This window comes from Nocardia sp. CY41 (assembly GCF_009829325.1).
In the GTDB taxonomy this organism is placed as follows: Bacteria; Actinomycetota; Actinomycetes; order Mycobacteriales; family Mycobacteriaceae; genus Nocardia.
On the sequence record NZ_VUOS01000032.1, the window covers coordinates 72,885 to 95,787 of the forward strand.

The 22,903-nt window shown below is 66.7% G+C and carries 25 protein-coding genes and 2 pseudogenes; 15 read left to right on the forward strand and 12 right to left on the reverse strand.

Translation table 11 applies throughout. From position 1 onward, the window contains the following. Positions 1 to 20: 20 nt before the first annotated feature. Both GVY64_RS31085 and qcrB read right to left on the reverse strand, forming a co-directional pair. Positions 21 to 785 (reverse strand): potassium channel family protein, encoded by a 765-nt coding sequence (locus tag GVY64_RS31085; RefSeq protein WP_159849294.1) that lies wholly within the window; start codon positions 783 to 785, stop codon positions 21 to 23. A 460-nt stretch (positions 786 to 1,245) separates the two neighbouring features. Next, positions 1,246 to 2,862, reverse strand: a complete 1,617-nt coding sequence (gene qcrB / locus GVY64_RS31090) for a cytochrome bc1 complex cytochrome b subunit (protein ID WP_159849296.1) — start codon at positions 2,860 to 2,862, stop codon at positions 1,246 to 1,248. A gap of 281 nt (positions 2,863 to 3,143) precedes the next feature. Here qcrB and GVY64_RS31095 point away from each other — a divergent pair, with 281 nt between their 5' ends. Then, complete coding sequence (locus GVY64_RS31095; RefSeq protein ID WP_159849298.1) at positions 3,144 to 4,340, forward strand: L,D-transpeptidase; 1,197 nt, start codon at positions 3,144 to 3,146, stop codon at positions 4,338 to 4,340. On the opposite strand, the gene sigJ is transcribed toward GVY64_RS31095, so the two are convergent. Further along, the gene (sigJ, locus tag GVY64_RS31100) at positions 4,317 to 5,213 is read right to left on the reverse strand and encodes an RNA polymerase sigma factor SigJ (protein WP_159849300.1); all 897 of its coding nucleotides are present in this window, start codon (positions 5,211 to 5,213) and stop codon (positions 4,317 to 4,319) included. The two genes, GVY64_RS31095 and sigJ, sit on opposite strands and share 24 nt — an antisense overlap. Before the next feature lie 134 nt (positions 5,214 to 5,347). Between sigJ and GVY64_RS31105 the strand changes: the two genes are divergently transcribed. From GVY64_RS31105 to GVY64_RS31125, 5 genes are all read left to right on the forward strand, one after another. After that, the gene (locus GVY64_RS31105) at positions 5,348 to 5,932 is read left to right on the forward strand and encodes an NADPH-dependent FMN reductase (RefSeq protein ID WP_159849302.1); all 585 of its coding nucleotides are present in this window, start codon (positions 5,348 to 5,350) and stop codon (positions 5,930 to 5,932) included. A gap of 10 nt (positions 5,933 to 5,942) precedes the next feature. Continuing rightward, entirely contained in the window at positions 5,943 to 6,410 is a 468-nt protein-coding gene (locus GVY64_RS31110) for a YybH family protein (protein WP_159849304.1), read from the forward strand. A 177-nt stretch (positions 6,411 to 6,587) separates the two neighbouring features. Further along, positions 6,588 to 7,025 (forward strand): Zn-ribbon domain-containing OB-fold protein, encoded by a 438-nt coding sequence (locus GVY64_RS31115; protein WP_159849306.1) that lies wholly within the window; start codon positions 6,588 to 6,590, stop codon positions 7,023 to 7,025. Between the two features lie 251 nt (positions 7,026 to 7,276). After that, positions 7,277 to 8,200, forward strand: a complete 924-nt coding sequence (locus GVY64_RS31120) for a phosphotransferase family protein (RefSeq protein ID WP_159849308.1) — start codon at positions 7,277 to 7,279, stop codon at positions 8,198 to 8,200. Between the two features lie 94 nt (positions 8,201 to 8,294). After that, complete coding sequence (locus GVY64_RS31125) at positions 8,295 to 8,684, forward strand: nitroreductase family deazaflavin-dependent oxidoreductase (RefSeq protein ID WP_159849310.1); 390 nt, start codon at positions 8,295 to 8,297, stop codon at positions 8,682 to 8,684. 248 nt (positions 8,685 to 8,932) lie between these two features. Here GVY64_RS31125 and GVY64_RS31130 read toward each other — a convergent pair whose 3' ends face one another. Continuing rightward, positions 8,933 to 9,421 (reverse strand): hypothetical protein, encoded by a 489-nt coding sequence (locus tag GVY64_RS31130; RefSeq protein WP_159849312.1) that lies wholly within the window; start codon positions 9,419 to 9,421, stop codon positions 8,933 to 8,935. 157 nt (positions 9,422 to 9,578) lie between these two features. Here GVY64_RS31130 and GVY64_RS31135 point away from each other — a divergent pair, with 157 nt between their 5' ends. The 4 genes from GVY64_RS31135 to GVY64_RS31150 all read left to right on the forward strand — a co-directional run bounded on the left by GVY64_RS31135 (position 9,579) and on the right by GVY64_RS31150 (position 12,488). After that, complete coding sequence (locus tag GVY64_RS31135; protein WP_159849314.1) at positions 9,579 to 9,770, forward strand: hypothetical protein; 192 nt, start codon at positions 9,579 to 9,581, stop codon at positions 9,768 to 9,770. A 274-nt stretch (positions 9,771 to 10,044) separates the two neighbouring features. Beyond that, positions 10,045 to 10,959, forward strand: a complete 915-nt coding sequence (locus tag GVY64_RS31140; protein ID WP_159849316.1) for a D-alanyl-D-alanine carboxypeptidase family protein — start codon at positions 10,045 to 10,047, stop codon at positions 10,957 to 10,959. A 380-nt stretch (positions 10,960 to 11,339) separates the two neighbouring features. Further along, positions 11,340 to 11,567: a hypothetical protein gene (locus GVY64_RS31145; protein ID WP_159849318.1), complete on the forward strand. Its 228-nt coding sequence runs from the start codon at positions 11,340 to 11,342 to the stop codon at positions 11,565 to 11,567. Positions 11,568 to 11,672: 105 nt separating this feature from the next. Then, complete coding sequence (locus GVY64_RS31150; protein WP_159849320.1) at positions 11,673 to 12,488, forward strand: NAD(P)H-binding protein; 816 nt, start codon at positions 11,673 to 11,675, stop codon at positions 12,486 to 12,488. A gap of 112 nt (positions 12,489 to 12,600) precedes the next feature. Here GVY64_RS31150 and GVY64_RS31155 read toward each other — a convergent pair whose 3' ends face one another. Next, complete coding sequence (locus GVY64_RS31155) at positions 12,601 to 13,410, reverse strand: hypothetical protein (RefSeq protein ID WP_159849322.1); 810 nt, start codon at positions 13,408 to 13,410, stop codon at positions 12,601 to 12,603. A 174-nt stretch (positions 13,411 to 13,584) separates the two neighbouring features. On the opposite strand from GVY64_RS31155, the gene GVY64_RS31160 reads away from it, so the two are divergent. Both GVY64_RS31160 and GVY64_RS31165 read left to right on the forward strand, forming a co-directional pair. Further along, positions 13,585 to 15,258 carry an alpha-L-fucosidase gene (locus GVY64_RS31160; RefSeq protein WP_159849324.1) on the forward strand — a complete coding sequence of 558 codons (1,674 nt, stop codon included), beginning with the start codon at positions 13,585 to 13,587 and terminating at the stop codon, positions 15,256 to 15,258. Between the two features lie 48 nt (positions 15,259 to 15,306). Continuing rightward, positions 15,307 to 15,906, forward strand: coding sequence for a TetR/AcrR family transcriptional regulator (locus GVY64_RS31165; RefSeq protein WP_159849326.1), 600 nt, complete (start codon positions 15,307 to 15,309; stop codon positions 15,904 to 15,906). A gap of 59 nt (positions 15,907 to 15,965) precedes the next feature. Here GVY64_RS31165 and GVY64_RS31170 read toward each other — a convergent pair whose 3' ends face one another. Then, entirely contained in the window at positions 15,966 to 16,640 is a 675-nt protein-coding gene (locus tag GVY64_RS31170) for a PAS and ANTAR domain-containing protein (protein WP_159849345.1), read from the reverse strand. Positions 16,641 to 16,860: 220 nt separating this feature from the next. Between GVY64_RS31170 and GVY64_RS31175 the strand changes: the two genes are divergently transcribed. Next, positions 16,861 to 17,556, forward strand: a complete 696-nt coding sequence (locus GVY64_RS31175) for a type 1 glutamine amidotransferase domain-containing protein (protein WP_159849328.1) — start codon at positions 16,861 to 16,863, stop codon at positions 17,554 to 17,556. Between the two features lie 96 nt (positions 17,557 to 17,652). On the opposite strand, the gene GVY64_RS31180 is transcribed toward GVY64_RS31175, so the two are convergent. The 3 genes from GVY64_RS31180 to GVY64_RS38940 form a co-directional block, all read right to left on the reverse strand. Next, complete coding sequence (locus GVY64_RS31180; RefSeq protein WP_236567395.1) at positions 17,653 to 18,714, reverse strand: glycerophosphodiester phosphodiesterase family protein; 1,062 nt, start codon at positions 18,712 to 18,714, stop codon at positions 17,653 to 17,655. A 92-nt stretch (positions 18,715 to 18,806) separates the two neighbouring features. Next, a complete protein-coding gene (locus GVY64_RS31185; RefSeq protein ID WP_328821034.1) occupies positions 18,807 to 19,235 on the reverse strand; it encodes a hypothetical protein in 429 nt (142 codons plus the stop codon). A 41-nt stretch (positions 19,236 to 19,276) separates the two neighbouring features. Further along, positions 19,277 to 19,426: a hypothetical protein gene (locus GVY64_RS38940; protein WP_328821036.1), complete on the reverse strand. Its 150-nt coding sequence runs from the start codon at positions 19,424 to 19,426 to the stop codon at positions 19,277 to 19,279. A 187-nt stretch (positions 19,427 to 19,613) separates the two neighbouring features. Between GVY64_RS38940 and GVY64_RS38945 the strand changes: the two genes are divergently transcribed. Further along, complete coding sequence (locus GVY64_RS38945) at positions 19,614 to 19,790, forward strand: hypothetical protein (RefSeq protein ID WP_328821037.1); 177 nt, start codon at positions 19,614 to 19,616, stop codon at positions 19,788 to 19,790. Here GVY64_RS38945 and GVY64_RS38950 read toward each other — a convergent pair. The 3 genes and pseudogenes from GVY64_RS38950 to GVY64_RS31200 all read right to left on the reverse strand — a co-directional run. Next, positions 19,724 to 19,894 (reverse strand): annotated as a pseudogene (locus GVY64_RS38950) (hypothetical protein); the annotation flags it as partial. The gene GVY64_RS38945 and the pseudogene GVY64_RS38950 sit on opposite strands and share 67 nt — an antisense overlap. Continuing rightward, positions 19,891 to 20,361 (reverse strand): MarR family winged helix-turn-helix transcriptional regulator, encoded by a 471-nt coding sequence (locus tag GVY64_RS31195; RefSeq protein WP_159849332.1) that lies wholly within the window; start codon positions 20,359 to 20,361, stop codon positions 19,891 to 19,893. The gene GVY64_RS31195 and the pseudogene GVY64_RS38950, both read right to left, overlap by 4 nt. A gap of 497 nt (positions 20,362 to 20,858) precedes the next feature. Then, a pseudogene (locus GVY64_RS31200) lies at positions 20,859 to 21,080 on the reverse strand (recombinase family protein); the annotation flags it as partial. 306 nt (positions 21,081 to 21,386) lie between these two features. Here GVY64_RS31200 and GVY64_RS31205 point away from each other — a divergent pair. Next, positions 21,387 to 22,343: an alpha/beta fold hydrolase gene (locus GVY64_RS31205; RefSeq protein WP_159849334.1), complete on the forward strand. Its 957-nt coding sequence runs from the start codon at positions 21,387 to 21,389 to the stop codon at positions 22,341 to 22,343. Positions 22,344 to 22,903 lie beyond the last annotated feature (560 nt).

Below are 22,903 nucleotides of genomic sequence, written 5' to 3' on the forward strand. Positions count from 1 at the left end.
GGCGCTCGGTGATCCGCTGATCATTCGGCCGGGACGGTATCAGCCCCGATCGCAGTGGAGCGTAGAGCGGCCACTTCGGCGCGTAACGCTTTGATCTCCGCGACGAGTTCGGTGAGCTCGCGGTCGGTGTTCTCCACATTCGTCTCGACGCTTTTCAACTGATCCATCACCCAGCTGGTGGTGGTGCCGATCGCGAAACTGATCAGGCCGATGCCCAAGGTCATCAGAATCAACGAGATCAACCGGCCTTCGGTCGTCACCGGATACACATCGCCGTAGCCGACGGTGGTCACCGAGACCATCGACCACCACAGTGCGTCACCGAAATTGTGAATCTTGCTGTCGGACGCGCCGTATTCGGCGTCGAAGAAAGCCAGACTGCACAGCAGCAGAAGCAGCAGTGAACTCGCCCCGACGAACACCGCGAGCCTCGCGCGGGTCGTCGTGTTCCGGTTCAAGGTGCCGATCACGAGCATGGCAGCCCGCAACAGCCGCAGTGGCCGAAGCGGCGGCAACAGCACGATCAACAAGTCGACCGGGTGGGTGCGCAGGAATCGCGAACGGTTGCCGGACAGCGCCAACCGCACCGCGAAATCCAGCGCGAATGCTGCCCAGATCACCACGTCGACCCGGGTGAGCCAAGCGTCGAGACGAGGTGAGGCCCCGGTATCGAGAACCTGCCAGGCGTAGACGCCGAGGAACGCGACGGCCAGCATCATCAAGGGAATGCCGGTCGTCCGCTCCCACGACTCTCTGCGGGTGACATCAGAATGTGTCTCGTCCATCGAATCACCTGTGTCGCTCGGCTGCGGCATCGGCGACACCGCAGGTCCGGCCGCGGAGCCTCCCGAAAGAAACCGGCCGTTCTCCGGCTGATTCTCACACGAAACCCAGGTCACCGTGCCGACCCGGTCGGCATTCCGGTGCCGAGCCGGGCGGTCGGCAACGTTGTAGCCACCGATGGCTGTATTCGATGTGGCCGAGCGGGGACTGCCTACTGTCCGGCTCGGGGATCGGGTCGGCTCGTGTGGGCACAGATCACCTCGTAGGCCCGAACGGCGTCCTCGGGGAAGACCAGGACGAGCAGGCGATGGCGTCGACCGCGCCGGTGAGCCCTTCCCACGGTCGAACGGATCCCGTTCGAACGCAGCGTGTCTCTGACTACGTGGCCCGCGTAATCGCTGGCAACGGTGGCTGCGGGCACCAGCAGGCCGTAGTCCTCGGCGTGCCTGAGGCGGCGCTGTCTCATCGGTCGTGTCGTTCGCCGTCGCGGCGCTGCTGGTATTCCCGGAGAACGGCCAGCTGCCTGCGCTCTTCGAAGTGCGCGGTCGTCACGAGGTGCTCCGCTTCGGGCGCCGGATCCGGGCGCAGGAACGAGCCGGGGCCGGGCTTGCCCGCCGCCCCCAGTTTGTTCATCCTCTTCGGTACCGGGGCGCCTTGATACTCGAGCGGAACCGGGTGGCCGTGGTCGTCGACCGGGCCCAAGGGCTGGTGCATCTCGATGTACTCCCCGTGCGGTAGGCGTTTGACGACGCCGGTCTCGATGCCGTGGGCGAGTACCGCGCGGTCGCTGCGCTGCAGGCCGAGGCACATCCGGTAGGTCAGGAAGTAGGCCGTCGGCGGGCCCAGCAGCACCGCGATGCGGAAGAACCAGGTCGTCGCGTTGAGCGAGATGTGGAAGTTCAACGCGATGATGTCGTTGACACACGCCAGCGTCAGCACCACGTAGAAAGTGAGGGCCATGGCGCCGATCGCGGTACGCACCGGCACGTCGCGCGGCCGCTGCAGCAGATTGTGGTGCGCGGTGTCCCTCGACAGCCGCTTCTCGATCCACGGGTACACGATCAGCACCAAGAGCACCGATCCCATCGCCAGCGCGACCCAGAAGGCCGCAGGCACGGTGTAGTTGCCGATGTACAGCTCCCAGGGCGGCATCAGCCGGGCCATGCCGTCGGTCCACATCAAGTAGAAGTCCGGCTGCGAACCCGCCGATACCTGCGACGGGTTGTACGGACCCAGGTTCCAGACCGGGTTGATCTGGAACACCCCGCCCATGAACGCCACTGTGGCGAGGGTGAACATGAAGAAGGCGCCCTGGTCGAGGGAGAACACCGGCACGATCCGCGTGCCGACGACGTTGTTCTCGGTACGGGCCGGTCCGGGGAACTGGGTGTGCTTCTGGTACCAGACGATTCCGATGTGCGCGACCACCAACGCCGCCATGATCGCCGGGAACAGCAGCACGTGAGTGACGTAAAGACGGGGAATGATGATGTCGCCGGGGAAATCGCCCCCGAAGATCAGCCAGTGCAGCCAGGTGCCCGCCACGGGAACGGACATCGTGATACCCGAGAAGGCCGCGCGCAGACCGGTACCCGACAGCAGATCGTCAGGCAGCGAATATCCGAAGAAGCCTTCGAACAGCGCGAGGATCAAGAGCAGCGAGCCGATTACCCAGGTGATCTCGCGCGGGCGGCGGAACGCGCCGGTGAAGAATATCCGGCACATATGCACGATCATCGACGCCACGAAGAGCAACGCGGTCCAATGGTGTACCTGCCGTACGAACAATCCGCCGCGGACCTCGAAACTGAGATGCAGGGTCGACTCATAGGCCCGGGACATGGTCACCCCGCGCAGGGGCTGGTACGCGCCGTCATAGACGACCTCGGTCATCGACGGGTCGAAGAACAACGTCAGATACACCCCGGACAGCAGCAGAATGATGAAGCTGTACAGCGCGATCTCCCCGAGCAGGAACGACCAATGGGTCGGGAAGACCTTGTTGATCGAGCGCTTGACGAAGGCGGAAGCGCGGTAACGCTGATCCACCGCATCTGCTCCCCGTAGCACGGTGCTCATGACTGGCAAGACCTCCCGGTCGTCGACGACGGCTGCCCATATGACAGTTCGGGCCGCCGATTTCTGACAGAGAGTGATGGACATCACAATCAACCCGTCGCGCCATGACACCTTGCGGGTCCTCGGACGACCGCTTCACCGGAGTCCGGATCGATCGAGGAACGGTATCGGTTGTGCGGCGGATCGGTGGAGATGCCGGTCGTCGGTGTCCCGGGGGGCTTGTGGCTGCCGCATGCTGACGGACGGAGGTCGGCCCAGCACCCGGAGAAGGGAGATGGACGGTGGCATTGGGACGTCGTCGGCTGCTGATCGGCTTCGCCGGTGCGGGTGGTCTCGCCCTGGCCGGATGGGGGTGGTCGCGAGAAGTCGCGCCCCCACCCGAACCCGCCACGATCCGCTTCGATCCCCCACCCGGCGCTTACGATGTCGACGCGCGCAGCCCCGGCACGATCACCGTCACCGACGGGACGCTACGGTCGGTCGAATGGATCGATGAGGCGGGCAGATCGCTGCCGGGCGCATCGGCGCCCGATCAGCGAACCTGGACCAGCACCGAACCGCTCGGCTACGGACACACCTACACCGCCAAGGCCGTGGCTCACGGCGACACCGGCGACGTCACAGCGACGACGACCTGCACCACGGTGCGACCGCGACAGCTCGTCGACGTCTCCCTACGCTCCGCCAATCTGGTCGAGCTGGCCGAAAACGAGACCTATGGAGTGGGTTTCGTGCTCGTCGCCCATTTCGACGAACCCGTCGATCGGGCAGCCGTGCAACTCCACCTGAAGATCACCACCCAGCCTGCCGTCACCGGTGCCTGGTACTGGCTCGACGATCAGAACGCGCACTGGCGGCCGGAGCACTATCACGCCCCCGGAACCAGGATCACGATCGAGGCCGAACTGTTCGGCCGCGCGCTCGGCGAGGGCCGCTACGGCGCACGTGACCGCCGGGTTTCGGTGGACATCGGGCCCGCGCACGTCGCGATCGCCGACGACGATTCCAAACACATCGAGGTCTTCGACAACGGAAACCTGGTGCGCACCATGCCGACCTCGATGGGCATGGGCGGCACCGCGGTCGTCGGCGGCAGAGTCATGTCGTTCTGGACTCGCCCTGGCATCTACACCGTGCTGGACCGGAAAGACCCGGTGATCATGGACTCCGCCAGCTACGGCCTGCCCACCAACTCCGCGCTCGGTTACCGCACGAGCATCAACCATGCGGTCCGCATCAGCCACGACGGGATCTTCGTACACGCCTTGGCCGCGAGCATGTGGGCTCAAGGCAACACGAACGTCTCACACGGCTGCCTGAACCTCTCACCGAACGACGCCGCGTGGTTCTACGACTTCGTCGTCCCCGGCGACGTAGTCGAGGTCCGCAACACCGGTGGCGAGCCCCTGGATATCTGGCAGAACGGCGATTGGAGCATCCCGTGGGACGACTGGCTATCCGGTGGCGCCCACCCATAGCCGCAGTTTCTCCGGATTCCGAATCGCCCAGATTCGAGTGATCCGGCCGTCGGCGATGTCGAAGGCGTAGACCGAGACGATGGTGCCGTCGAGTTGTGCTACCAGGCCGGGCTGGCCGTTCACCGTGCGCTCCAGCAGGGTGACCGCGGGGCCGCGCGCGGCGATTTCCATCCAGGCGCGGGCGATCCGCTCGCCGCCGTCGATCGGTTCGAGGAAGGCCGGTGCCAGGCCGCCGCTGTCGGCCGTCGCGGTCGCCCGTGGGTCGAGCAGGCCGATCAGCGCCTCGATGTCTTTCGTCTCCCAGGCCCGCTTGAAGTCCCTGACCACCTCGGCGCGCTGGGCTGCGGACGGACCCTGTGAGGTACGGATGCGGCGGCGGGCGGAGGAGGCGAGCTGACGGCAGGCCGCGGGGGTACGCCCGACGACCTCGGCGACCTCGGCGAAGGAGTAGCGGAACACGTCGTGCAGGACGAACGCCACCCGCTCGGCGGGCGTCATGGAATCCAGCACGACGAGAAAGGCCATGCTGATCGACTCGTCGAGAGTGACCCGGTCCGCGGGATCGACCGGAGCGGGACCATCGAGCCATTCGGACCGGCCTGGTACCGGCTCGGGAATCCATTCGCCCACGTACTTTTCCCGTCTGGCGCGCGCCGAGCCGAGCAGATCGAGGCAGATCCGGCCGGCGACCGTCGTCAACCACGCGCCGGGCGCCGCCACCTCCCGCCGCTGCCGTTCGGATAGCGCGTACCAGCGCGCATAGGTCTCCTGCACCACATCCTCGGCCTCGGCCAGGGATCCCAGCAGCCGGTAGGCGAGGTTGATCAGCTGACGACGTTCGCTGATCACCGCGGGCAGGTGCGGGTCGGTCATGCTCGGCTCCTTCGGTCGGCGGGCGCTCACGTGAACCGACGAATCAGCGAGCCGATGTGTGAGGCGACCTGACATTCCGGACGGCTGTGTCGTCGGTAGGTCGTGACACTGTCAGCAAAGCAGGAGTGGCGAAAATGATCAGAATCGGCATCATCCTCGGCAGCACCCGGCCCAACCGCAAAGGCCCGCAAGTCGCGCAGTGGGTTCTGGACGCGGCATCGCAGCGCGGCGACGCCGAGTTCGAACTGGTCGATCTGCGCGACCACCCGCTACCACATCTGGACGAGCCCGTGCCGCCGATGTTCGGTCCGTCGGACCATGACCACACCCGCGCCTGGGCCGAGCGGATCGCCCCCTTCGACGGCTTCGTGATGGTGACCCCGGAATACAACGGCGGCGTTCCCGGGGTGCTGAAGAACGCCATCGACCACCTGTTCGCGGAATGGACCGACAAGGCGGTCGGCTTCGTTTCCTACGGCGTGAGCGGCGGTGCCCGCGCCGTAGTGCAGCTGCGGACGGTCTGCGGCACGCTGGGCATGGCCGACGTGGGCTATCAGGTCGCGATCTCGGTGCTCACCGATTTCGAGAACCACACGACCTTCACACCGCGCGACCACCATGTGGCCGCCCTGCACAAGACGCTCGATCAGCTCCTCGCCTGGAGCACTGCGCTCGCGCCGCTGCGGGCCGGCGCCGAAACCACTCTCGTCGATTCCTGAGGAGCCGACCATGACCGAAACAGACGACTTCCAGTCACCCGCCGACCGCGTCGAGGCGGACGAAGCCGAGCTCCGCCGGCTGATCGGCAAGGTGATAGAAGCACTACGAGCGAAGGATCTCGAGACCCTGAAGCAGTTCTACACAGCCGACGTCGTGTCCTTCGATGTCGAGCCGCCGCTCCAGCATGTGGGGATAGCGGCGAAGCTGGAGAACTGGGCGAGAGTGTTCTTGTTCTTCGAGAGCGTGACCTATGAGGTTCGCGACCTCACCTTCACCGTGGGCGGTGACGTGGCATTCGGGCACGCCTTCGCTCGTCTGAGCGGCACGCTGCAAAACGGAGCGGCAACGTCCGGCATGTGGGTCCGGGTCACCTACGGCATGCGGAGGATCGATGGCACCTGGTTGATCGCCCACGATCAGGTCTCGGTGCCGCTCGATATCCCGAGCGGCAAAGGCGTGGTCGATATCGAGCCCTGAGGGCTCGCCCAGATGGATTCCCCGTGGCCAGTGCGAAAAATTCCACCCGCGCGCTGGGTGTCGCGGCGGGCGCCCGGAAAAAATAGGTATGTCGTAGGTAATTCGACCGTCGCCGCGACGCGCCGACCGGACCACCCTGGAGGGAAACCTACCGGCACCCTTTCGCGGAGGATCGCAATGTACGCACACGATACGAAGGACGCCGCGACCGTCGTCGGCGACGACATCGCCGAGCGCGCGAACGACACGTTGATGATTCGCCGCTGCGCGAGATGCGACAAGCTGCTCGCGCCGATCACGGCCGGGTGCTCGTCGTGCGGATCCGACGACCTCGTGCGCGTACCGTCGTCCGGCGGCGGTTCCATCGTGTCGTGGCGGGTAGTGGATCGGGCCCCGTCCGACCGGCACGGCGAACTGGTGCCGTTGACGATCGCCATCGTCGAACTCGACGAGGGCCCGTGGGTCTACACCTCCATCGAAGGGGACATCCCCCCGATCCAGGGAGAGACGGTGCGCGTCCACTTCCAGCCGCATCCCCGGGAAGCCAGGTTCCCGGTGTTCACCGTCTGCGCCGATCCGCGCGAGACCGAACACCGGTGTTCGTCTTCCCGGTGAGGACGGATGCCGGCGTGTCCCGTCGGCGCGGTCCCCGGCGACAGGCCCCCGCCGGCCGTTCGCACCGAGCCGAGGCGGTTGCTCGCCGGCCACGCTCGCGGCGACCACCTACTCGGGAGTGACTGCCGTTTCGTCACCTTCGGATGCCCGCCGTGACAGCTGCGCGACGCGCATTCGGCAGGCGCGCTGGTTGGGGATTGCGGAACATCCGGGCCGGGGGAGGGCTGATTCGAGGGCCCTAGAGTCGTGGCATGGGAATTCGCGACGGCGATCGTGCCGTAGACGTCCGGGACGTTGTGGCCGCGCAACTGCCCGACTATCGGATCGACTCGGTAGCGCTGCTCGGGGAGGGGGAGGACAACGTTGCGTATGAGATCAATGGTGAGTTGATCGTGCGCTTCAACAAGGAACCCGATCGCGAAAGCCGAGCCGCGCGGGTGATCGAGGAAGCCGGTCTGCTGGCCGCGGTTGCCGATATCTCACCGCTGCCGGTTCCCGAGCCGTGTTTCGAGGTTGGCGAGCAGGGTTGCCTGGCGTATTTCAAACTCCCCGGCCGCCCGCTGATCGACCTGCCCGCCGTGCGGCGATCGGCACATGTGAGGTCGATCGCCGCTGTGCTCGGTCGATTCCTCGCCGCTCTGCATGCCGTTCCGGTCGACCGGATGGCCGACTTGGTGGACACCGACGACCAGCCCGAAGCAGTGTGGCTGGACGAGGCCGCGCAGACCTACGAGACGATCGCCGACATGGTGCCCCGGGCGCATCGTTCGGCCGTGGAGGAATTCCTCGGCGCGAAGCCCGTGATGGACCGCTGTGACCTGGTGTTCTCCCACAACGATCTGGGCATCGAACACGTTCTGGTGGAAGCGGTTTCGGGAACGATTACCGGCGTCATCGATTGGAGCGACGCCGCGATTGTCGATCCCTCCTATGACTTCGGCCTCATCTACCGCGACCTCGGCCCTGTCGCTCTGGACATGGCATTGGACAGTTACCGGACCCGTGCGCACGACTTGCGGGCGATCCGGGCGCGTGCTGCTTTCTATGCCAGGTGCAGCGTGCTGGAGGATATGGCCTACGGGCTCGAGCACGGGCTGCGGAGGTATCTCGACAACAGCCTCGCGGCACTGACGTGGCTGTATCCGATTCCAGCCCACTGGCAGGCGGTAAATTGACGGCGTGAACGGTGGTGGAGAACCTGAGCCGGGGCAGTTCCGTCCTGAGCGGCGATACCGGCCGGGTCGCTGGCGTCGTCTCGAGAACGTCGTCATGACGGCGCTTACCCGCGGCGGTTTGGTGCCGCATTCATATGTGTTGACTACCAAGGGGCGCCGAACCGGCCTGGCTCGGCGCAACCCGGTCACTGTGGTGGAGTACGACGGGCGGATGTGGCTGGTGGCCCCGTACGGGGCAGTGCCTTGGGTGCACAACGCCCGTACCGCCGGGCGAGTGATGCTCACCCGCCGCCGAGCGACCCGCGCCTACACGATCCGCGAGGCGTCGGCGCAGGAGGCCGGGCCGGTGCTCCAGCGCTATGTGCAGATCGCCTCTGCCACTCGGCGCTACTTCCAGGCCGACCGAAACGATCCGGTCGAGCGGTTCGTCGCGGAAGCCGGGCACCATCCGGTGTTCGAGCTCATCTCGGCCGCGGCGGGGTAGCTCTCCTGCTGGAGGGTCGCTACCGCAGGCAGCGGCGAGCCTACGTTCGTGAGATCAGGTCAGGACAACGGCGTGCCCCGCTCGACGCCGCTGTCGAATCACCTCGAAGCCGACCCGAAGGCGCTACGGTCCGAAGTGGGTGCACGGTGCCCACCCCCTGCGGGTGCCCACCCACCCGGGGGGTGGGCGCCCTCCACCCCCCGGGGCCCCAAAAGGGGCTCATGTGGGCTCGGCCTGCACCGATTCGGTCAGGCCGGCACCCCCGCGCAGTCCCACGCTTCCACCGGGTCGCGGGAATACCAATGCCCGGTCCATTCCCGCCCGGCCTCGAGGGCTGCGTAGAACTCCTCGTCATCGGGCAATTCCGGACCATGGGCGTAGACAACACCGGGACGGTCCCCGTGGAAGCGGCGCGCCCGCTCCACCGCGCGCGCGGAACGCTCGGCGAGATAGGCGCGCTGAGTGATCAGCCATTCCTCGCTCGTGCGAACTCCTGGGCCGCCGTAGTCCAGCGGGTAGTGCGACTGGTATTCCAATCGCGCCAACTGCTCACCCGCGTGCTCATACAGCCACACGATCCACCCCGGAACCTCCGGCTGCGCGGCCAGCGCACGAACAGCGAATCCTGCGCGCGCAGTCTGGCTTTCCGGATCACGCCGCGACGCGGCGGCGACACGAGCGACCGCCGCGAAGTCGATGCTGCTCCGCTCCCGATCTTTCCGATGCCTACCACCCATAGCCGATAACTCTAGAGCTCGGCGGCGGTCGGCGACCAGGATTTGCTCCAAGTTGGCCCGCGACCGGCCGTCGCGGTCCGTCTGCCTACCAGCGCCTACGTGAGAAACGAAGCCGAGGCGCGAAGTTCGTCGATCGGACGCACCCGGCGTCCCGCTGTTGCGCAATGCATCGGCGGCGGACATCGCATCGGAGCGGGGCGTCCAGAACGGCCAACCCGTCTGTGGCGAGGCCGCCGGTCCAGCCGCCCCGCAGCGCGATCCGTTCGCGTTCCTCGGCGACGCTCGGTTGGTCGGCTTGTGGACGTTGTTCGGCCTGGTGCCCACGGTGATTCAGACATTCTTCCACTGACGACGGGCCCGAGACGGTGTGAACTCCGGTAGCCGGGCTGCGCGAATTTCTTCCGGTGGAGGAGGATTTGCGGCGCAGCATGCCGGTGAGCCGGGAACATCACCCGGCCCGGGTGCTGCGAACTTCTCGTGACGCCGAGGGGAGTGGTCCCACGTGACAAGCCTCGGTCGCGGGAACACTGGATTTGCCGCTTGCATGCTGTTGCTGGAGCTTCACCCGAATCCGGGCGGGGGAAATCCCGCTGATCGGCGGCGGAGCACGGCAGAATGCGGCTATGCGTACATTTGCCCGGTTGTTGCAGTGTGTCGTATTCGGGGCGCTGATCGTGGTGGCCGGTCACGGCGTCGTGGCCGCTCCCGCCGCAGGAGAGGTCCATGTTCGGTTGCCTTGGCCGACTCCTGAACCGGACGGAGTGCAGGCGTCGGGAGCCATCTTGGCGGACGGGATCACGGGCACGGTGCTGTGGTCCCGGCAGCCGCACACCTCGGTCCCGATAGCCAGTATCACGAAGGTGATGACGGCACTGGTCGTGATCGACACCGGCGACCTCGACCGAGTCATCACCGTGCCGCGTGAAGCCATCGCCTATTGCACCGAGCACGACGGGAGCAACGCAGGCCTGGTCCCCGGCGAGGTGCTCACCGCACGACAACTCCTGTACGCGCTGCTGCTGCCGTCCGGCTGCGACGCCGCCTACACCCTCGCGGAGGCCTACGGGCCCGGCCAGGACGGCTTCATCGCCGAGATGAACAACACCGCGATTCACATGGGCCTGGCAGGAACACATTTCACCGATCCGAGCGGACTGCCCATCCCCACCGACCACTCCACCTACTCCACGCCGGCGGATCTGGTGGCTCTCGGCATGCGCGTGATGAGCCTGCCGGTGTTCCGAGAGATCGTCGGCGCGCAGAGCTATCACCTGCCCGCCGGCCCGGGCAACCGCGCTCACCTCTGGCGGACCACGAACTCGCTGCTGCACGACTATCCCGGCACGATCGGCATCAAAACCGGATGGACCGGCGCGGCGGGAACGTGTCTGCTGTTCGAGACGGTCAGAGCGGGAATACCGCTGATCGGTGTGGTTCTGCACAGCTCGGCCGACAGCGACGTCGCCGCGAAGGACGACGCCGAGCGCATGCTGAACTGGGCCTACCACCCGATCCTGAGCGTGCTGCCGATCGGTTAGCGCCGGATGCGGGAGAACGGCTCCATCCCGGCACAGACCGAGACGACACGGTGACCGCGTCCGCCATCCGGACCTGATGCGCCGTAATATCGCCCATCGAGCGATCGCTCGGACGCAACCTCACACCGCACTATCGCGACGATGGTCGCTCATACGCCATCCCTGTCGTCGCGACCGATGGATCGACCGGGCGGGCACGCCGCGGCTTGCCCTCTGCCCTCGTGTCGGCCACCTGCCCAGACCCGGACCAGCTCTCTCGGCGTGCCACCGCCTGAACTGGGTATCACGTCTGCGCAGCGGACATCGCACAGGCGAGCGTTCGGATATGGCGGTACGCCACTGCGGCACGGCAGCGGCCTGGACGATGGGAGGAGAGCGGCATGGCGGCGCGACACCGTACCTACCTCGTTCGTCTCGACCCGTACCTACGCGACGAAAGTGCGACACCGAAGGGTGTTCGAGGCGCGTTCTTCGACTGGCTGCAGACCGTCGACGCCGAGCCCGTCGAGCTCTGCGGCGCCGATCGCGTCGTCATCTTGTGCTCGCCGGAAGCCGCCGACCGCATCCGAGACCTCGAGTACGTCCTGGATGTCGAACAACGCGACTAGACGCCTGTGCCGAAACGTCGCCCGGGCGGCGCCGGCGGCCCGGCTCCTGGGCGCCCCAGGGTGGCAGGATGAGTGGTTCAGCGATCCACACCGGAGAGGGTGCAGATGACCATCCTGGTAACCGGGGCCACCGCAAACATCGGCCGCAAGGTTGTCGACCACCTGCTCGCATTGGGGGCCACCGATATTCGCGCGCTCACCAATAATCCGCGGAAGGCCGCGCTTCCGGCCGCGGTGCAGGTGGCCGAGGGTTACTTGCGGCGACCGGACACCTTGCCCGCCGCGCTTTCAGGGGTAGAGCGGATGTACCTGGCGCCGACACCCGACAGCGTCACCGAGGTGCTCGCGCTGGCCCGCGCGGCGGGTGTCCGGCACGTCGTAGACCTGTCCGGTGAACCGGAGAGTTGGTGGGGCAGCGTCTGCACGGCTGTCGAGGACAGCGGCCTGGCCTGGACTCATTTATGGCCCGGCGATTTCATGGAGAACACCTTGATCTGGTCGCGCCAGATCCGCGAGACCGGTGCGGTGCTGGAGCCTCGGCCCGACGCCGCGAGCGCACCGATCGCCATGGACGACATCGCCGCTGTCGCCGCCACCACCCTGCTGAGCGACGCTCATCTCGGCCGGGCCTACCCACTGGCGGGACCGGAGATCCTCACCCGCACCGATCTCGTCCGGTACCTCGCCGATGCACTCGGCCGCGACATCGCCTTCCGGCAATCCACGCGCGAGGACACTATCGCTGCTCTGACCCCCACCATGGGCGACACCGCAACGTGGTACGTCGACAATGTCCTCACCAGTTTCGACGTGCCTCCTACGGCCGTGCCTGTCACCAGCGTCCAAGACGTCACCGGCCGGCCCGCGACGACCTTCGCCCGGTGGGCCGTCGACAATGCCGCGCGTTTCGCTGCCGACTGACCCCACGCTCGCCGGCTGGGCGTTCGCCGACCGCCCAGCTGACGGCACCATGAGAATCCGCCCGAAACACGCGCATCCCGCAACCGAAGCGCCTGCCTGTGCCGCCGGGCCTTCAGCCTGTCGGAACCGATCGCGCGATGAGTATGCCGACGCCGCCGGGAGCGAGCAGGCCCAACAGGAGGCTTCCTGCGACGACCACCACATTGGGTCCTTCATTGGAGTCGACTCCCATCAAGGAGATGACTCCGGTGAATACGAGGCAGATGATTCCGTAGACAATCGTCGCGTAGGTGGCTATCGGCAGATTCTGCGGAAGCGCCAGCGGCACACCTGCCGAGCCTGTCAAGCGAACGGTCCGCCGAACGGCCACGGTCATGCTGGCCGCCATGATCGCCAAGCCGAACACAGGCGTGACGATGCCCCAGGTGAGCGGGCGATCACCGTAGGCGGATTCCAAGTAGTCGAGCGAAGTGGCGATAAGCAGCAGCATTGCCCCGCCGATCATCATGGAGACGACGAGCCCTCCCAATCGGTATAGCGCGCGATCGGGTCCGTGTCCCGCTTGGGCTTCGACATGACCTGCCAGCATCCACGCGACCGCGGCGGACAAAGCCATCGCCCCGACACCCAAAGAACCTGCGGCAGGCATCATCTGGCTCCAGATGAGAGAGCACTGGGCTGCCAGATTCTCGATCGCGGGCTTATTGCCCGCGATGATGCTGTACTCGTAGCTGTCCAGGGCGAGTACGAAAAATGTCGCTGTGACCAGAGCGATGGTCTGGTTGTTGTCTCGGTTCGTTCGCCCGAACAAGAAAACGATTCCGGTGAAGAGGAATCCGGCCAACACACCGGCGAGCTGTGAGTGGGTCGCGGCAGATTCGATAATGCTCCAGCCGTGTGTGGTGCAGTGCTCATCGGTCACCAACGAATAGTCGCAGGACTCACCGGCTTCCGACGGTTTTCTCTCCGAAGATCGGTCGAGGAAGACGAAATTCGATCGATCGGACTACCGCCGCTCGGGCAGACCCGCGCCGGCGGTGCACTGGCCTGACGTGTTATGACGGTGGTTCTTCGTCGAGTTCGCGAGCGAGCCCCCATGCTTTCGTACAGCGGTGGCGCCCGGCCCGGCATCGAGCGCGAAGTCGTCGGAGTAGTGCTGTGGCGCAGGCACATCGGGGGTCGCCCCGAACAGTCGGCAAGGGCGGTGAACATCGCCTCGACGAGGCTGGGCGCGAACTCGAGGCAGCGGCTGACCGATCGGTCAGCTACCCTTGCCCTGCACGCACATGAGAAGAGGGGCAGGATGAAGCAGCTCGCGGGTGGAGGGAACGATCCTTCGCTGGGATCACCGACGCGCCCGGGATCGACGTGGTTCGCGGAGGCCAAGTTCGGGATATTCGTCCACTGGGGATTGTTCTCGGTGCCCGGGTTCGCGCCGAGGGGCCGTTATACCGATGTGCTGCGCGACGATTACGGGCACGCCATGACCAGGAATCCCTATGCCGAGCAATACCTGAACGCGATGAAGGATCCCGGTTCGCCCACCGCCGCGTTCCACCGGCGGCACTTCGGCGATCTGCCGTACGACGGTTTCAAGGCGATGTTCGAGCAGGGGCTGGAGGATTGGCGCCCGGACGCGTGGGCGGACACGTTCCAGCAGGCAGGCGCCCGGTACGTGGTGATGGTGACCAAGCACCACGACGGGTTCGCGTTGTGGCCGACCGGTGTGCGCAACCCGCACAAAGCCGGATGGTGCACCGAGCGCGACCTGGTCGGCGAACTCGCGGACGCGGTGCGCGGGCGTGGGATGAGATTCGGCGTCTATTATTCCGGCGGGATCGATTGGACCTTCCAGCCGAAGATGATGAAGACCCTCGGGGACTACATCTACTCCCCGCGCGGTCGCGATTATCCCGCCTACGCCGACGCCCAGATGCGTGAACTCGTGACCCGCTATAAGCCGGACATCTTGTGGAACGACATCTCGTGGCCTACCGGGCGGGAACAGTTGCTCTCGTTGTTCGCCGACTATTACGACGTGGTGCCGGACGGGGTCGTCAACGACCGCTGGCAGATCGACTCGTGGGCCAGGAAAGTGATGCGCTGGAAACCGGCCAGGGCCGGTTTCGATCTGCTGATGAAGCAGTTGCTCACCGCGCGCCCGGACCTCCTCCACAACGCGGCGCCACAGGCGGTTCCGCACGCGGATTTCACCACTCGCGAGTACGCCCGATTCGACACGATCCAGTCGGTCGAATGGGAGGCGACCCGGGGCATCGGCAACTCGTTCGGTTTCAACCGCGACGAGACCGACGCCGACTACGCGTCATTCGAAGACGACCTCTTTCCGGCTTTCGCCGACACGGTCGCCAAGAACGGCAACCTGCTGCTCGATGTCGGCCCGAGCGGTGGCGCGGGCGTCATTCCGGCAGCGCAACTCGATCGGCTCGCAGCGTTCGGTGACTGGCTCCGGGTCAACGGCCGGGCGATCTACGGCACCACCCCCTGGAACGAAGCGGAGGGCGAGACGGCCGAGGGGCTGCCTGTCCGGCTGACGTGCGACAGCGCCGCCGTCCATGTCCTGGTGATCGGCTATCCGAATGGGCGTGCGGTCACCCTGAAGGCACTGTCGCTTCCGGGATCCACCGGTACCTTGTCGGCCGATGGCAGCCCGGTGACGGTCCGAAGGCGTGGTAGCGACACCGTCCTCGAGTTCACCCGTGACCTGACCGGCATCTACTCCCCAGCGGTGGCCATTTCGCGGTCGTGAATGCGTTGCGGGACCGCACTGATCTCAGTGGAGACGAAGGAGAATAGCGTGAGTGCCGAGACTGCGGAATCGGCCGCCGACGTGCGTCGCGGGCAGCTTATCGATAGTGCGATCGCCCTGATCGCCGAGGTAGGACATGCTCGTACCTCACTGTCGCGGATCGCCGAGAAGGCGGGCGTCTCGAAAGCCGCGGTGCTGTACCACTTCAAGAGCAAAGAGGAACTGCTCGACCAGGTGCTCGACCGCGTGCTCGGCGGCCTGGTCGAGCATGTGGAGGCGGCGGTGCGCGCCGCGGGCACGCCCGCCGACGCGGTCGGCGCGTACATCCGGGCGATACTCGGCCATCTGAGCGCCCACCCGTCGCATATCCGAGCGCTCACCGAGGCCATCGCGATCGGCGAAGCCGCCGGGCGTAGCACGATCCGCGCGGACTCCTCCCGCTGGCGAGTACTGGCGGACCTGTTGGCCGCAGGGCAGGCGGATGGCCGGTTCCGCGCGTTCGACGTCGAGACGACCGCGGTGGTGATCAGCGGCGCGATCGACGGTCTGGTCGGGCGATGGCTGACCGAACCCGAGTTCGCTCTGCGGGCGGCGGCCGAAGAACTGGAAGTATTCGTTTACCGCGCGATTTCTGTCGCCGGTGGATAAACGCGGGGGAGGCGGCGGGCCGGCATGATTCGTTCGGCCGGACCGGTCGCACCCTTCGGTTAATCCATGACGGGTTCCGAGGGCCTCACCCGCTCGTGGAGGGTCAGCAGGAGATGATCGAAACGGGTGCGTTGCTGCACCAGCGCGCCGCCCATCGCGACGACGTCGGCGATGAGCTGCTCGGCCAGCGTCCGGATCTTGATATTGGTCTCCTGCGAGCGCCAGCGCAGCACCCGGAACGCCTGATCGGCATTGACGCCGTAGACGAACATCACCACCCCCTTGGCCTGTTCGATCACCGCGCGGGCGTCGATCACGTCGGGTAGCAGGTCGTCGAGGGCTTCCTGCCGGTTGTCCTCGAGTGTCGCGGTGACATCGATGAGATAGCCGGCGGAGCCGACCACCGCGCCGTCCTCGTCGAACAGTTGCTCGCCGATGACGATCACGTCGTGCGTCTCGCCCTCGGTGTCGATGATCCGGTGGCGGGTGCAGAACGGCGTAGCGGTCTCGACGGCGTCGGCGAGCGCCTCGGCGACGCGCCCACGGTCGTCGGGGTGCAAGTGACTTTGCATGAGTTCGGCGGACGGCTCCACCTGGCCCGGTGCGTACCCATAGATCGCGGCGGCGTCGTCGGACCATTCCCAACGCTGGTCGGCGAATCGGAAGCGAAAGCTGCCGATATCGGGGCAACCTCCCAGCATCTCGCGTGCAGTCTCCTGCTCGCGTTGTCCCATTTCAGTCACCGGTCCAGTATGGCGCGCGTACAAGCGCAGGTCAGGAGGAGGATGGCGTTATGTGGCCGGCACCTCGCCGACCGGTGTGGCACCCGGACGGTCGCAGGGAGGCAGAAGTGAAACAGGAATATTCGCGAACCCGAGGTCAGCGGGGTGCGGCGCGCCGGAACTCGATGACCGAACCCGGCCGGCGGGTTCCGGACGACGGAGGCAACAGACGATGTCGAAGATCCTTTTCGTGATGACCGGAGCGGACCATTGGACTCTGGCCGACGGGACCGAACACCCCACCGGCTTCTGGGCGGAGGAGTTCGTGGTGCCTTTCGAGAGACTGAAGGGCGCGGGCTACGAGATTGTGGTGGCCACGCCCGGTGGCGTCGTGCCGAACGTGGACAAGAGCAGCCTCGCGCCCGAGGTCAACGACGGCCAGGACACCGCCGACCACCGGGCTCGGGTGATCGGCACGAGTGCCGAGTTGAACAATCCGGTCGATCTGGCGAAGGTCGACGTCGCCGACTACGCGGCGGTGTTCTACCCCGGCGGCCATGGGCCGATGGAGGATCTGGCGGTAGACGCCGATTCCGGTCGGCTGCTCGCCACCGTCCTGGCCTCGGGCAAGCCGTTGGCCGTGGTGTGCCACGGGCCCGCGGCTCTGCTCGCCGCGCGAGGGGCCGACGGGGCGAGCGTCTTCGCGGGCTATGCCCTCACCGGGTTCACCAACGCCGAAGAGACCCAGGCGGGCTTCGCGGACAAGGCGAAATGGCTGCTACAGGATCGGCTCGTCGAGCTCGGGGCCGACTTCCGCGAGGCCGCACCGTGGACCTCGAACGTAGTGGTGGATCGCACCCTGATCACCGGCCAGAACCCCGCGTCCTCCGCGCGGGTGGCCGATGAATTGCTGAAAAGCCTCGCTTGACCTCGGAGCCTGGGGCCCGTGTGGCCACGGGCGCGCTGGGAAAGGCCGGCCGCGGCGCGTGTGCCGCGGCCGAGCGCACTTCTCCGGCTGCCCGCTCTAAGGGTGGTGATATGCCGGTGGCAGGCGGTAACCGCGGTCGGACAGCAGGGCACGCAACACGTCAGGTCGATTGGTGATCAGGCCGTCCACCCCGATATCGAGCAGCGCGGTCATGGTCGGACGGTCGTCGACGGTCCACGGCACCACCCGCATGCCGCGGCGGTGCGCGGCGCGGACGAGTTCTTTCGTGGTGAACGGCTGATAGTCCGGGTCGGTGACCGCGGCGTTCTGCGGCGTGCCGTGTACCGGCGAAACCGCCGCGGCGCCGATGGCCGCCGCGGCCGCGACGTATTTCTCCTGCAGCGATCCCGGAAAGTCGTCGAGGTCCATCCCGCCCAGCCACGGGGATCCGCCGATTTCTCCGGCTCGCAACTTCGGCGGGCCGTCGGTCAACGCGACGACCGGCAGGTCGGGCGCTGCTTCCCGCAACAGCCGCAGGGTGGCGAAATCGAAACTCTGGATGGTGACCTGTGGCGCGATGCCCGCCCGGCGGATCTCCGCCACCACGACGTCGACGAACTGCTCGCGCGGCGCGGTCTGCTCCGGGGCCGGGGCCTCGACCTTGGTCTCGATGTTCAGCATCACTTGATCGGCGTGATACGCGCGCACCAGTTCGACGACCTCCGACAGCAGCGGCATCCGAGCTCCCGGCGCGCTGCGCTGCCCGGGTTGGTCGGTGGACGGCACCGAACCGCAATCGATCGTCCGCACCTGAGCCAGAGTCAGATCGCGAATGAACGTCTTTCCCGGGACATAGGGGAATTTCGGGTCGCCGGGCACGACAGGGGCGGTGTCCACGCACTTCGCCGGACTCGGATCGCGGTCGTGGGTGACCACCGCGTACCCGTCCGCAGTGATCTGCACGTCCAGCTCCAGGGTGCTCACCCCGAGTTCCAGCGCGTTCGCGAAGGCGGGCAGCGTGTTCTCCGCGACCAGCCCCAGCCCGCCGCGATGGGCTTCGAGATCGAACGCGGCGGGACCATCGGCCGCCGCCGGCGGCGCGCCGGCCGCCAGACCACCGGCTGCCAGCATCCCCGCCACCGCGCCCGTCACGCACATCCGCCGCATCGTGTCATCTTGCCGCCGGGCGGTCACGCTCGGGTGAAGAAGCGGTGAACGGCGCATCGGGATGCGACCGAGCGTGCCGCGCTTCAGTGGTCGACCGCGACGGTGACGGCGAGAACGAGACCGGTCGCGGCCTCGGCCAGCCGGTCGCGGGAGACGTCGAGCCGTCCGTCGACCCAATCGAGATACAGCGCGACGAGCGCGCCGCTGAGCGCCGTGCCGGCGAGGGTGATCGATGCGTCGTCGGCCGGTAGCAGGGCGGTGGTCTCGGGCCCGAGCGCCACGGCGAGGGTGCGCGTCATCGCCGAGGCGCGACGGGCGCTGTGCTCGCGCAGAGTGTCGTCGGCGAGCGGCTCGCGCAACAAGACCCGAGCGCGGCGCGGGTCGGCCTCGAAGTAGTCGGCGCAGACTTCCAGCGCGGTGCGCACGGCCGTAGGGAGATCGGCAGCGCCGGGGAGTTCGTCGAGCCGTGCGCGGAGCCCGTCTTCGACCCGGTCGTAGACGGCGGTGAGCAATTCCTCTCGGCTGTCGAAGCTTTCGTAGAAATAACGGGGGCTCAGTTGACCTGACGCGTCACCGCGCGCATGGTGACCGCGGCCGATCCGCCGGTGCCGAGTAGGTCGAAGGCGACGTCGAGCAGTTGCTCACGACGGTCGCCGGACCGATCCTGCGGCGTCTGGCCACGCCACAGCTTGGGAGTGCTCACCGGTCGATCCTCGCATCGGCATGTCGTCCCGCAGCGTGCAACGCCACCCGGCGACAGCGATCGTCGGCCCAGGTCATCCGGCCGACCAACCGGCGTCGACGGGCACGACGGCGTCGTTGACGAACGAGGCGGCGCAGGAAGCGAGGAACACCGCGACCGCAGCCATCTGTTCGGGCGTGGCGAGGCGTTGCTGGTCGAGTTCGATGATCGGTCGCAGCCGGGCGACGCCCGCGGGGTCGAAGTCGGGGCCATGCCGGTCATCGTGGGGCCGGGCAGGATGGCGTTGCAGCGGATGCCGTCGGCGGCGTGTGCCCAGGTGATGTTGCGGGTGATGCCGATGACGCCGTGCTCGGACGCGGTGTAGGCGATTGCGGCCGCGCCGCCGCGGATAGCATGCGTCATGGCGCGGCCGATGCCCGAGCCCGCGCCGGTGACGACGGTGACCGGCTGCTCGCTGATGTCGGTCATGGACAGTCCTTTCCTTCAGTGGGGATGGACGGCCGTTGCGCCACCGCGGGTCGATGCTCGTCGAGCAGCAGCGTGGCGAGTTCCTCGAGTAATGCCGCGGCACGCCGCGCGGCGGTGGGGTCGCCGATGGCATCGGCGAGAGTGGGATCGATGGACCACCTGCGACGGTCGACACCCTGGGTGAGCTGCTCACCGGGGTGGACCAAGGTGCGGCGACGGTCGGCGGGATCGGTGTCGGTGACGAGCAGGCGCCGCTCGGTAAGCCCGGCCACGATCGTGGAGACGTGACTCTGGACGAACCCCGTGCGCTCACACAATTGGCGGATCGAGCAGCCCGGATGCTCGGCCACCTCGCCCAGGATCGCCATTTCTCCCGGGGAGGGAAGGCGGTCGCCGGGCGCGATGTTCGCCTGACACGCCAGCTCGCTCAGCCGCCGAGCGAGGCGATAGAGCTGTCTGCCGTTCACAGGTCTCACCCTACCGAAAAGATCTGTGACAGATGCATCTGGAGACGATGAATCCGTACGGAGGGTTTTCCGCAGCCATGGCGTGGCCGCCTCCGGCGACCCGCGCGCAGTGGCAATATGTTACTGGTGATTACTCTCATTGCTCCATAATCCGTGACATGAAACCCTTGTGTCTGCTGTGGTCGGCCGTTCGGTGGGTTGTGACTGTGCCACGTTGCCTGTGGGGTCTTAATTCGCCATTGTGACGCAGATTCACGGCTGTCCGAGCTGGTGATGGCGCGGTGACCAAGTGCTGTCGGCGAGGCCGGAAGCGGTGGAACGGGGAGCATAACGTCTGTTATGTTAATACTCATTCTGATGTGGTGAGCGCTCGCGGTCTCCGTGATCAGTGCTCGGGCTCAATGAGGAGTGGCGCAGATATGGACGAACTCAGCCTGCGTGGGGCATGGAAGACGATCGCCGCCGCATGTCTGGCCGCGGCGGTGACCACCGGTGCCCACCAACCGCCGAAGGTCGTCGAGGTTGCGAGCCAGGCGGTCCATGGAGTGCACGATCACCCTGTCACCGTCACGCACGAACCCGATCAGCTCCTCCAGCCACGGGCGGGCGGTGTCCTTCCCGGAGGCGGTGTCGATGAAGGTGCGTTCGACGGCGATCCCGTCGAGCTGACGCACGGTGTTCTGGTCGACCGTACTCACCCTGATATACCCCACACGCATAGCAGATCCCTCCGAGACTCGATATGTCGAGTTGAAGTCCAAGACTCAGGCGGACATACCCCCAGGCATAGAAGAATGGACCCCATTCTGACGCTTTTCGGCCCGGTCGCACGCGTGGTGTTGGGGTCGGGGTGGACCCCAGATGCACACGAGTGCGACTCATCTGAACGCCGATCGGCAACCGTGAATAGGGGATCGCATAACCGTAAATAGGTATATGCCCCATGTCGGCCCGGTACCGATTCGATGAGGATAGTTGTCGCGCAGCGAGCAGAACACCTCCCCGCCAACGAACCGGAGCCGCTCATGTCGATCCGCACCACCATCTCCACCGTGGCGCAACGGCGTGTCACGGTCTCGACCCGAGACGGCGTCGCTCTCGCGGTTCGCGAGTACGGTCCGCGCGATGCCGACCGCACCGTCGTCCTCCTGCACGGCCATTGCCTGCGCAGCGAGTCCTGGACCTACGTCCGAGATGCGCTGCTGCGCCGATACCCCGACGCCCGGGTGGTCTGCTACGACCACCGCGGACACGGCGACTCCGCCGCGGCGTCCCGCAAGACCTATAACCTCGCCCAGCTCGGCCGCGACCTGCAGGACGTTCTCGACGCGGTCGCCCCCACCGGACCGGTCGTCCTCGTCGGCCACTCGATGGGCGGCATGACCGTGCTGACCTACGCCGCACGGCACCCGCACGAGATCGGCACTCGTATCGTAGGCGTCGCGCTCCTGGCGACCGCCGCGAGCGGGCTCGCCGACGCGGGCCTCGGCCGGCTTTTGCGCAACCCGGTCGTTTTCGCGTTCCAGGCGGCCGTCCGCCGCGCCCCGGGCCTGATGCACCACACGAAACCTGTGGCCTGCAAACTCTTGGCCCCCCTCATCCGCGCCGCCGAGTTCGGCAATCGCAAGGTCAGCCCGCGCGTGCTGGCGCTGGCCAACGCGATGCGCAACGAGACTCCGATCGTCACGATGGCGAGTTTCCTGAGCGAATTCATGGTCTACGACCGGACCGACGCGCTCGCGGTCCTCTCGCAAATCCCCACGCTGGTGCTGTGCGGCACCGGCGACCTGATGACGCCGCCGTCGCACTCGGTCGCGATGGCCGCGGCCGTCGAGTACTCCGACCTCGTGATGGTCGAGGGCGCCGGGCACTCGGTGATTCTCGAGCAGCCCGACCAGGTGGCCGACGCCATCGCTCGCCTGATGACCCGAGCAGGCGATTCCGGCCAGGTCGTGGCCGCTCATCTCACCCTCGTCGCCTAACCTAATGGGAATCGCGCTGCGCATGAGGCCGGTGAGGCCGTCCACGTGCGCGTCCAGCGACGCGATGGCGGCGGCATGGTCCCGGCCAGCCACGACCACGATCTGGGGTGGGTGAGGTCCTCTCATTCGCGCACTCGCCCATGGTGTTTCGGCCCCGTTCGGGCTGTTTCTCGCGCTTGCTCACCGCTCTACAGCACCACACCACCCGACCCCCGAGCCCGCCACTGGCGGACAGGATGGATCGGAAGAGTCGTCGTACAGAGGGGTGCCAGGATTCCCTGCCCTGAGACTTGGTACGTCCATCGGCCTGCGAGACGGCGACCGGCACTGGCTCGCATGTACCTGCTCCCGCCGGGGTCCTACGAGCGCGCCTTGGCGGGCGGCCTGCTGGCTGTCTAGGCTCACGGATCTTGCTGCCCGATCGCCTGGAGTCTTCTCGATGACGACGTCCCCGTCCTCCGCACACAGTCGCGCACCGCACGGTTCGCCGATCGACACCGACGGCCCGCGAATTCCCTTGTATTCCATAGAGTTCGCGGCGGACCCGCACAGTGCTTATC

What these genes read in the sequence shown, in the direction of transcription:
- GVY64_RS31125 (WP_159849310.1), top strand. Translation starts at nt 8,295, where the DNA reads ATGACGGCGCTTACCCGCGGCGGTTTGGTGCCGCATTCATATGTGTTG.
- GVY64_RS31160 (WP_159849324.1), top strand. Translation starts at nt 13,585, where the DNA reads ATGCTTTCGTACAGCGGTGGCGCCCGGCCCGGCATCGAGCGCGAAGTC.
- GVY64_RS31120 (WP_159849308.1), top strand. Translation starts at nt 7,277, where the DNA reads ATGGGAATTCGCGACGGCGATCGTGCCGTAGACGTCCGGGACGTTGTG.
- GVY64_RS31110 (WP_159849304.1), top strand. Translation starts at nt 5,943, where the DNA reads ATGACCGAAACAGACGACTTCCAGTCACCCGCCGACCGCGTCGAGGCG.
- GVY64_RS31175 (WP_159849328.1), top strand. Translation starts at nt 16,861, where the DNA reads ATGTCGAAGATCCTTTTCGTGATGACCGGAGCGGACCATTGGACTCTG.
- qcrB (WP_159849296.1), bottom strand. Translation starts at nt 2,862, where the DNA reads ATGAGCACCGTGCTACGGGGAGCAGATGCGGTGGATCAGCGTTACCGC.
- GVY64_RS31145 (WP_159849318.1), top strand. Translation starts at nt 11,340, where the DNA reads ATGGCGGCGCGACACCGTACCTACCTCGTTCGTCTCGACCCGTACCTA.
- GVY64_RS31105 (WP_159849302.1), top strand. Translation starts at nt 5,348, where the DNA reads ATGATCAGAATCGGCATCATCCTCGGCAGCACCCGGCCCAACCGCAAA.
- sigJ (WP_159849300.1), bottom strand. Translation starts at nt 5,213, where the DNA reads ATGACCGACCCGCACCTGCCCGCGGTGATCAGCGAACGTCGTCAGCTG.
- GVY64_RS31205 (WP_159849334.1), top strand. Translation starts at nt 21,387, where the DNA reads ATGTCGATCCGCACCACCATCTCCACCGTGGCGCAACGGCGTGTCACG.
- GVY64_RS31170 (WP_159849345.1), bottom strand. Translation starts at nt 16,640, where the DNA reads ATGGGACAACGCGAGCAGGAGACTGCACGCGAGATGCTGGGAGGTTGC.
- GVY64_RS31115 (WP_159849306.1), top strand. Translation starts at nt 6,588, where the DNA reads ATGTACGCACACGATACGAAGGACGCCGCGACCGTCGTCGGCGACGAC.
- GVY64_RS31085 (WP_159849294.1), bottom strand. Translation starts at nt 785, where the DNA reads ATGGACGAGACACATTCTGATGTCACCCGCAGAGAGTCGTGGGAGCGG.
- GVY64_RS31140 (WP_159849316.1), top strand. Translation starts at nt 10,045, where the DNA reads ATGCGTACATTTGCCCGGTTGTTGCAGTGTGTCGTATTCGGGGCGCTG.
- GVY64_RS31130 (WP_159849312.1), bottom strand. Translation starts at nt 9,421, where the DNA reads ATGGGTGGTAGGCATCGGAAAGATCGGGAGCGGAGCAGCATCGACTTC.
- GVY64_RS31150 (WP_159849320.1), top strand. Translation starts at nt 11,673, where the DNA reads ATGACCATCCTGGTAACCGGGGCCACCGCAAACATCGGCCGCAAGGTT.
- GVY64_RS31180 (WP_236567395.1), bottom strand. Translation starts at nt 18,714, where the DNA reads ATGTGCGTGACGGGCGCGGTGGCGGGGATGCTGGCAGCCGGTGGTCTG.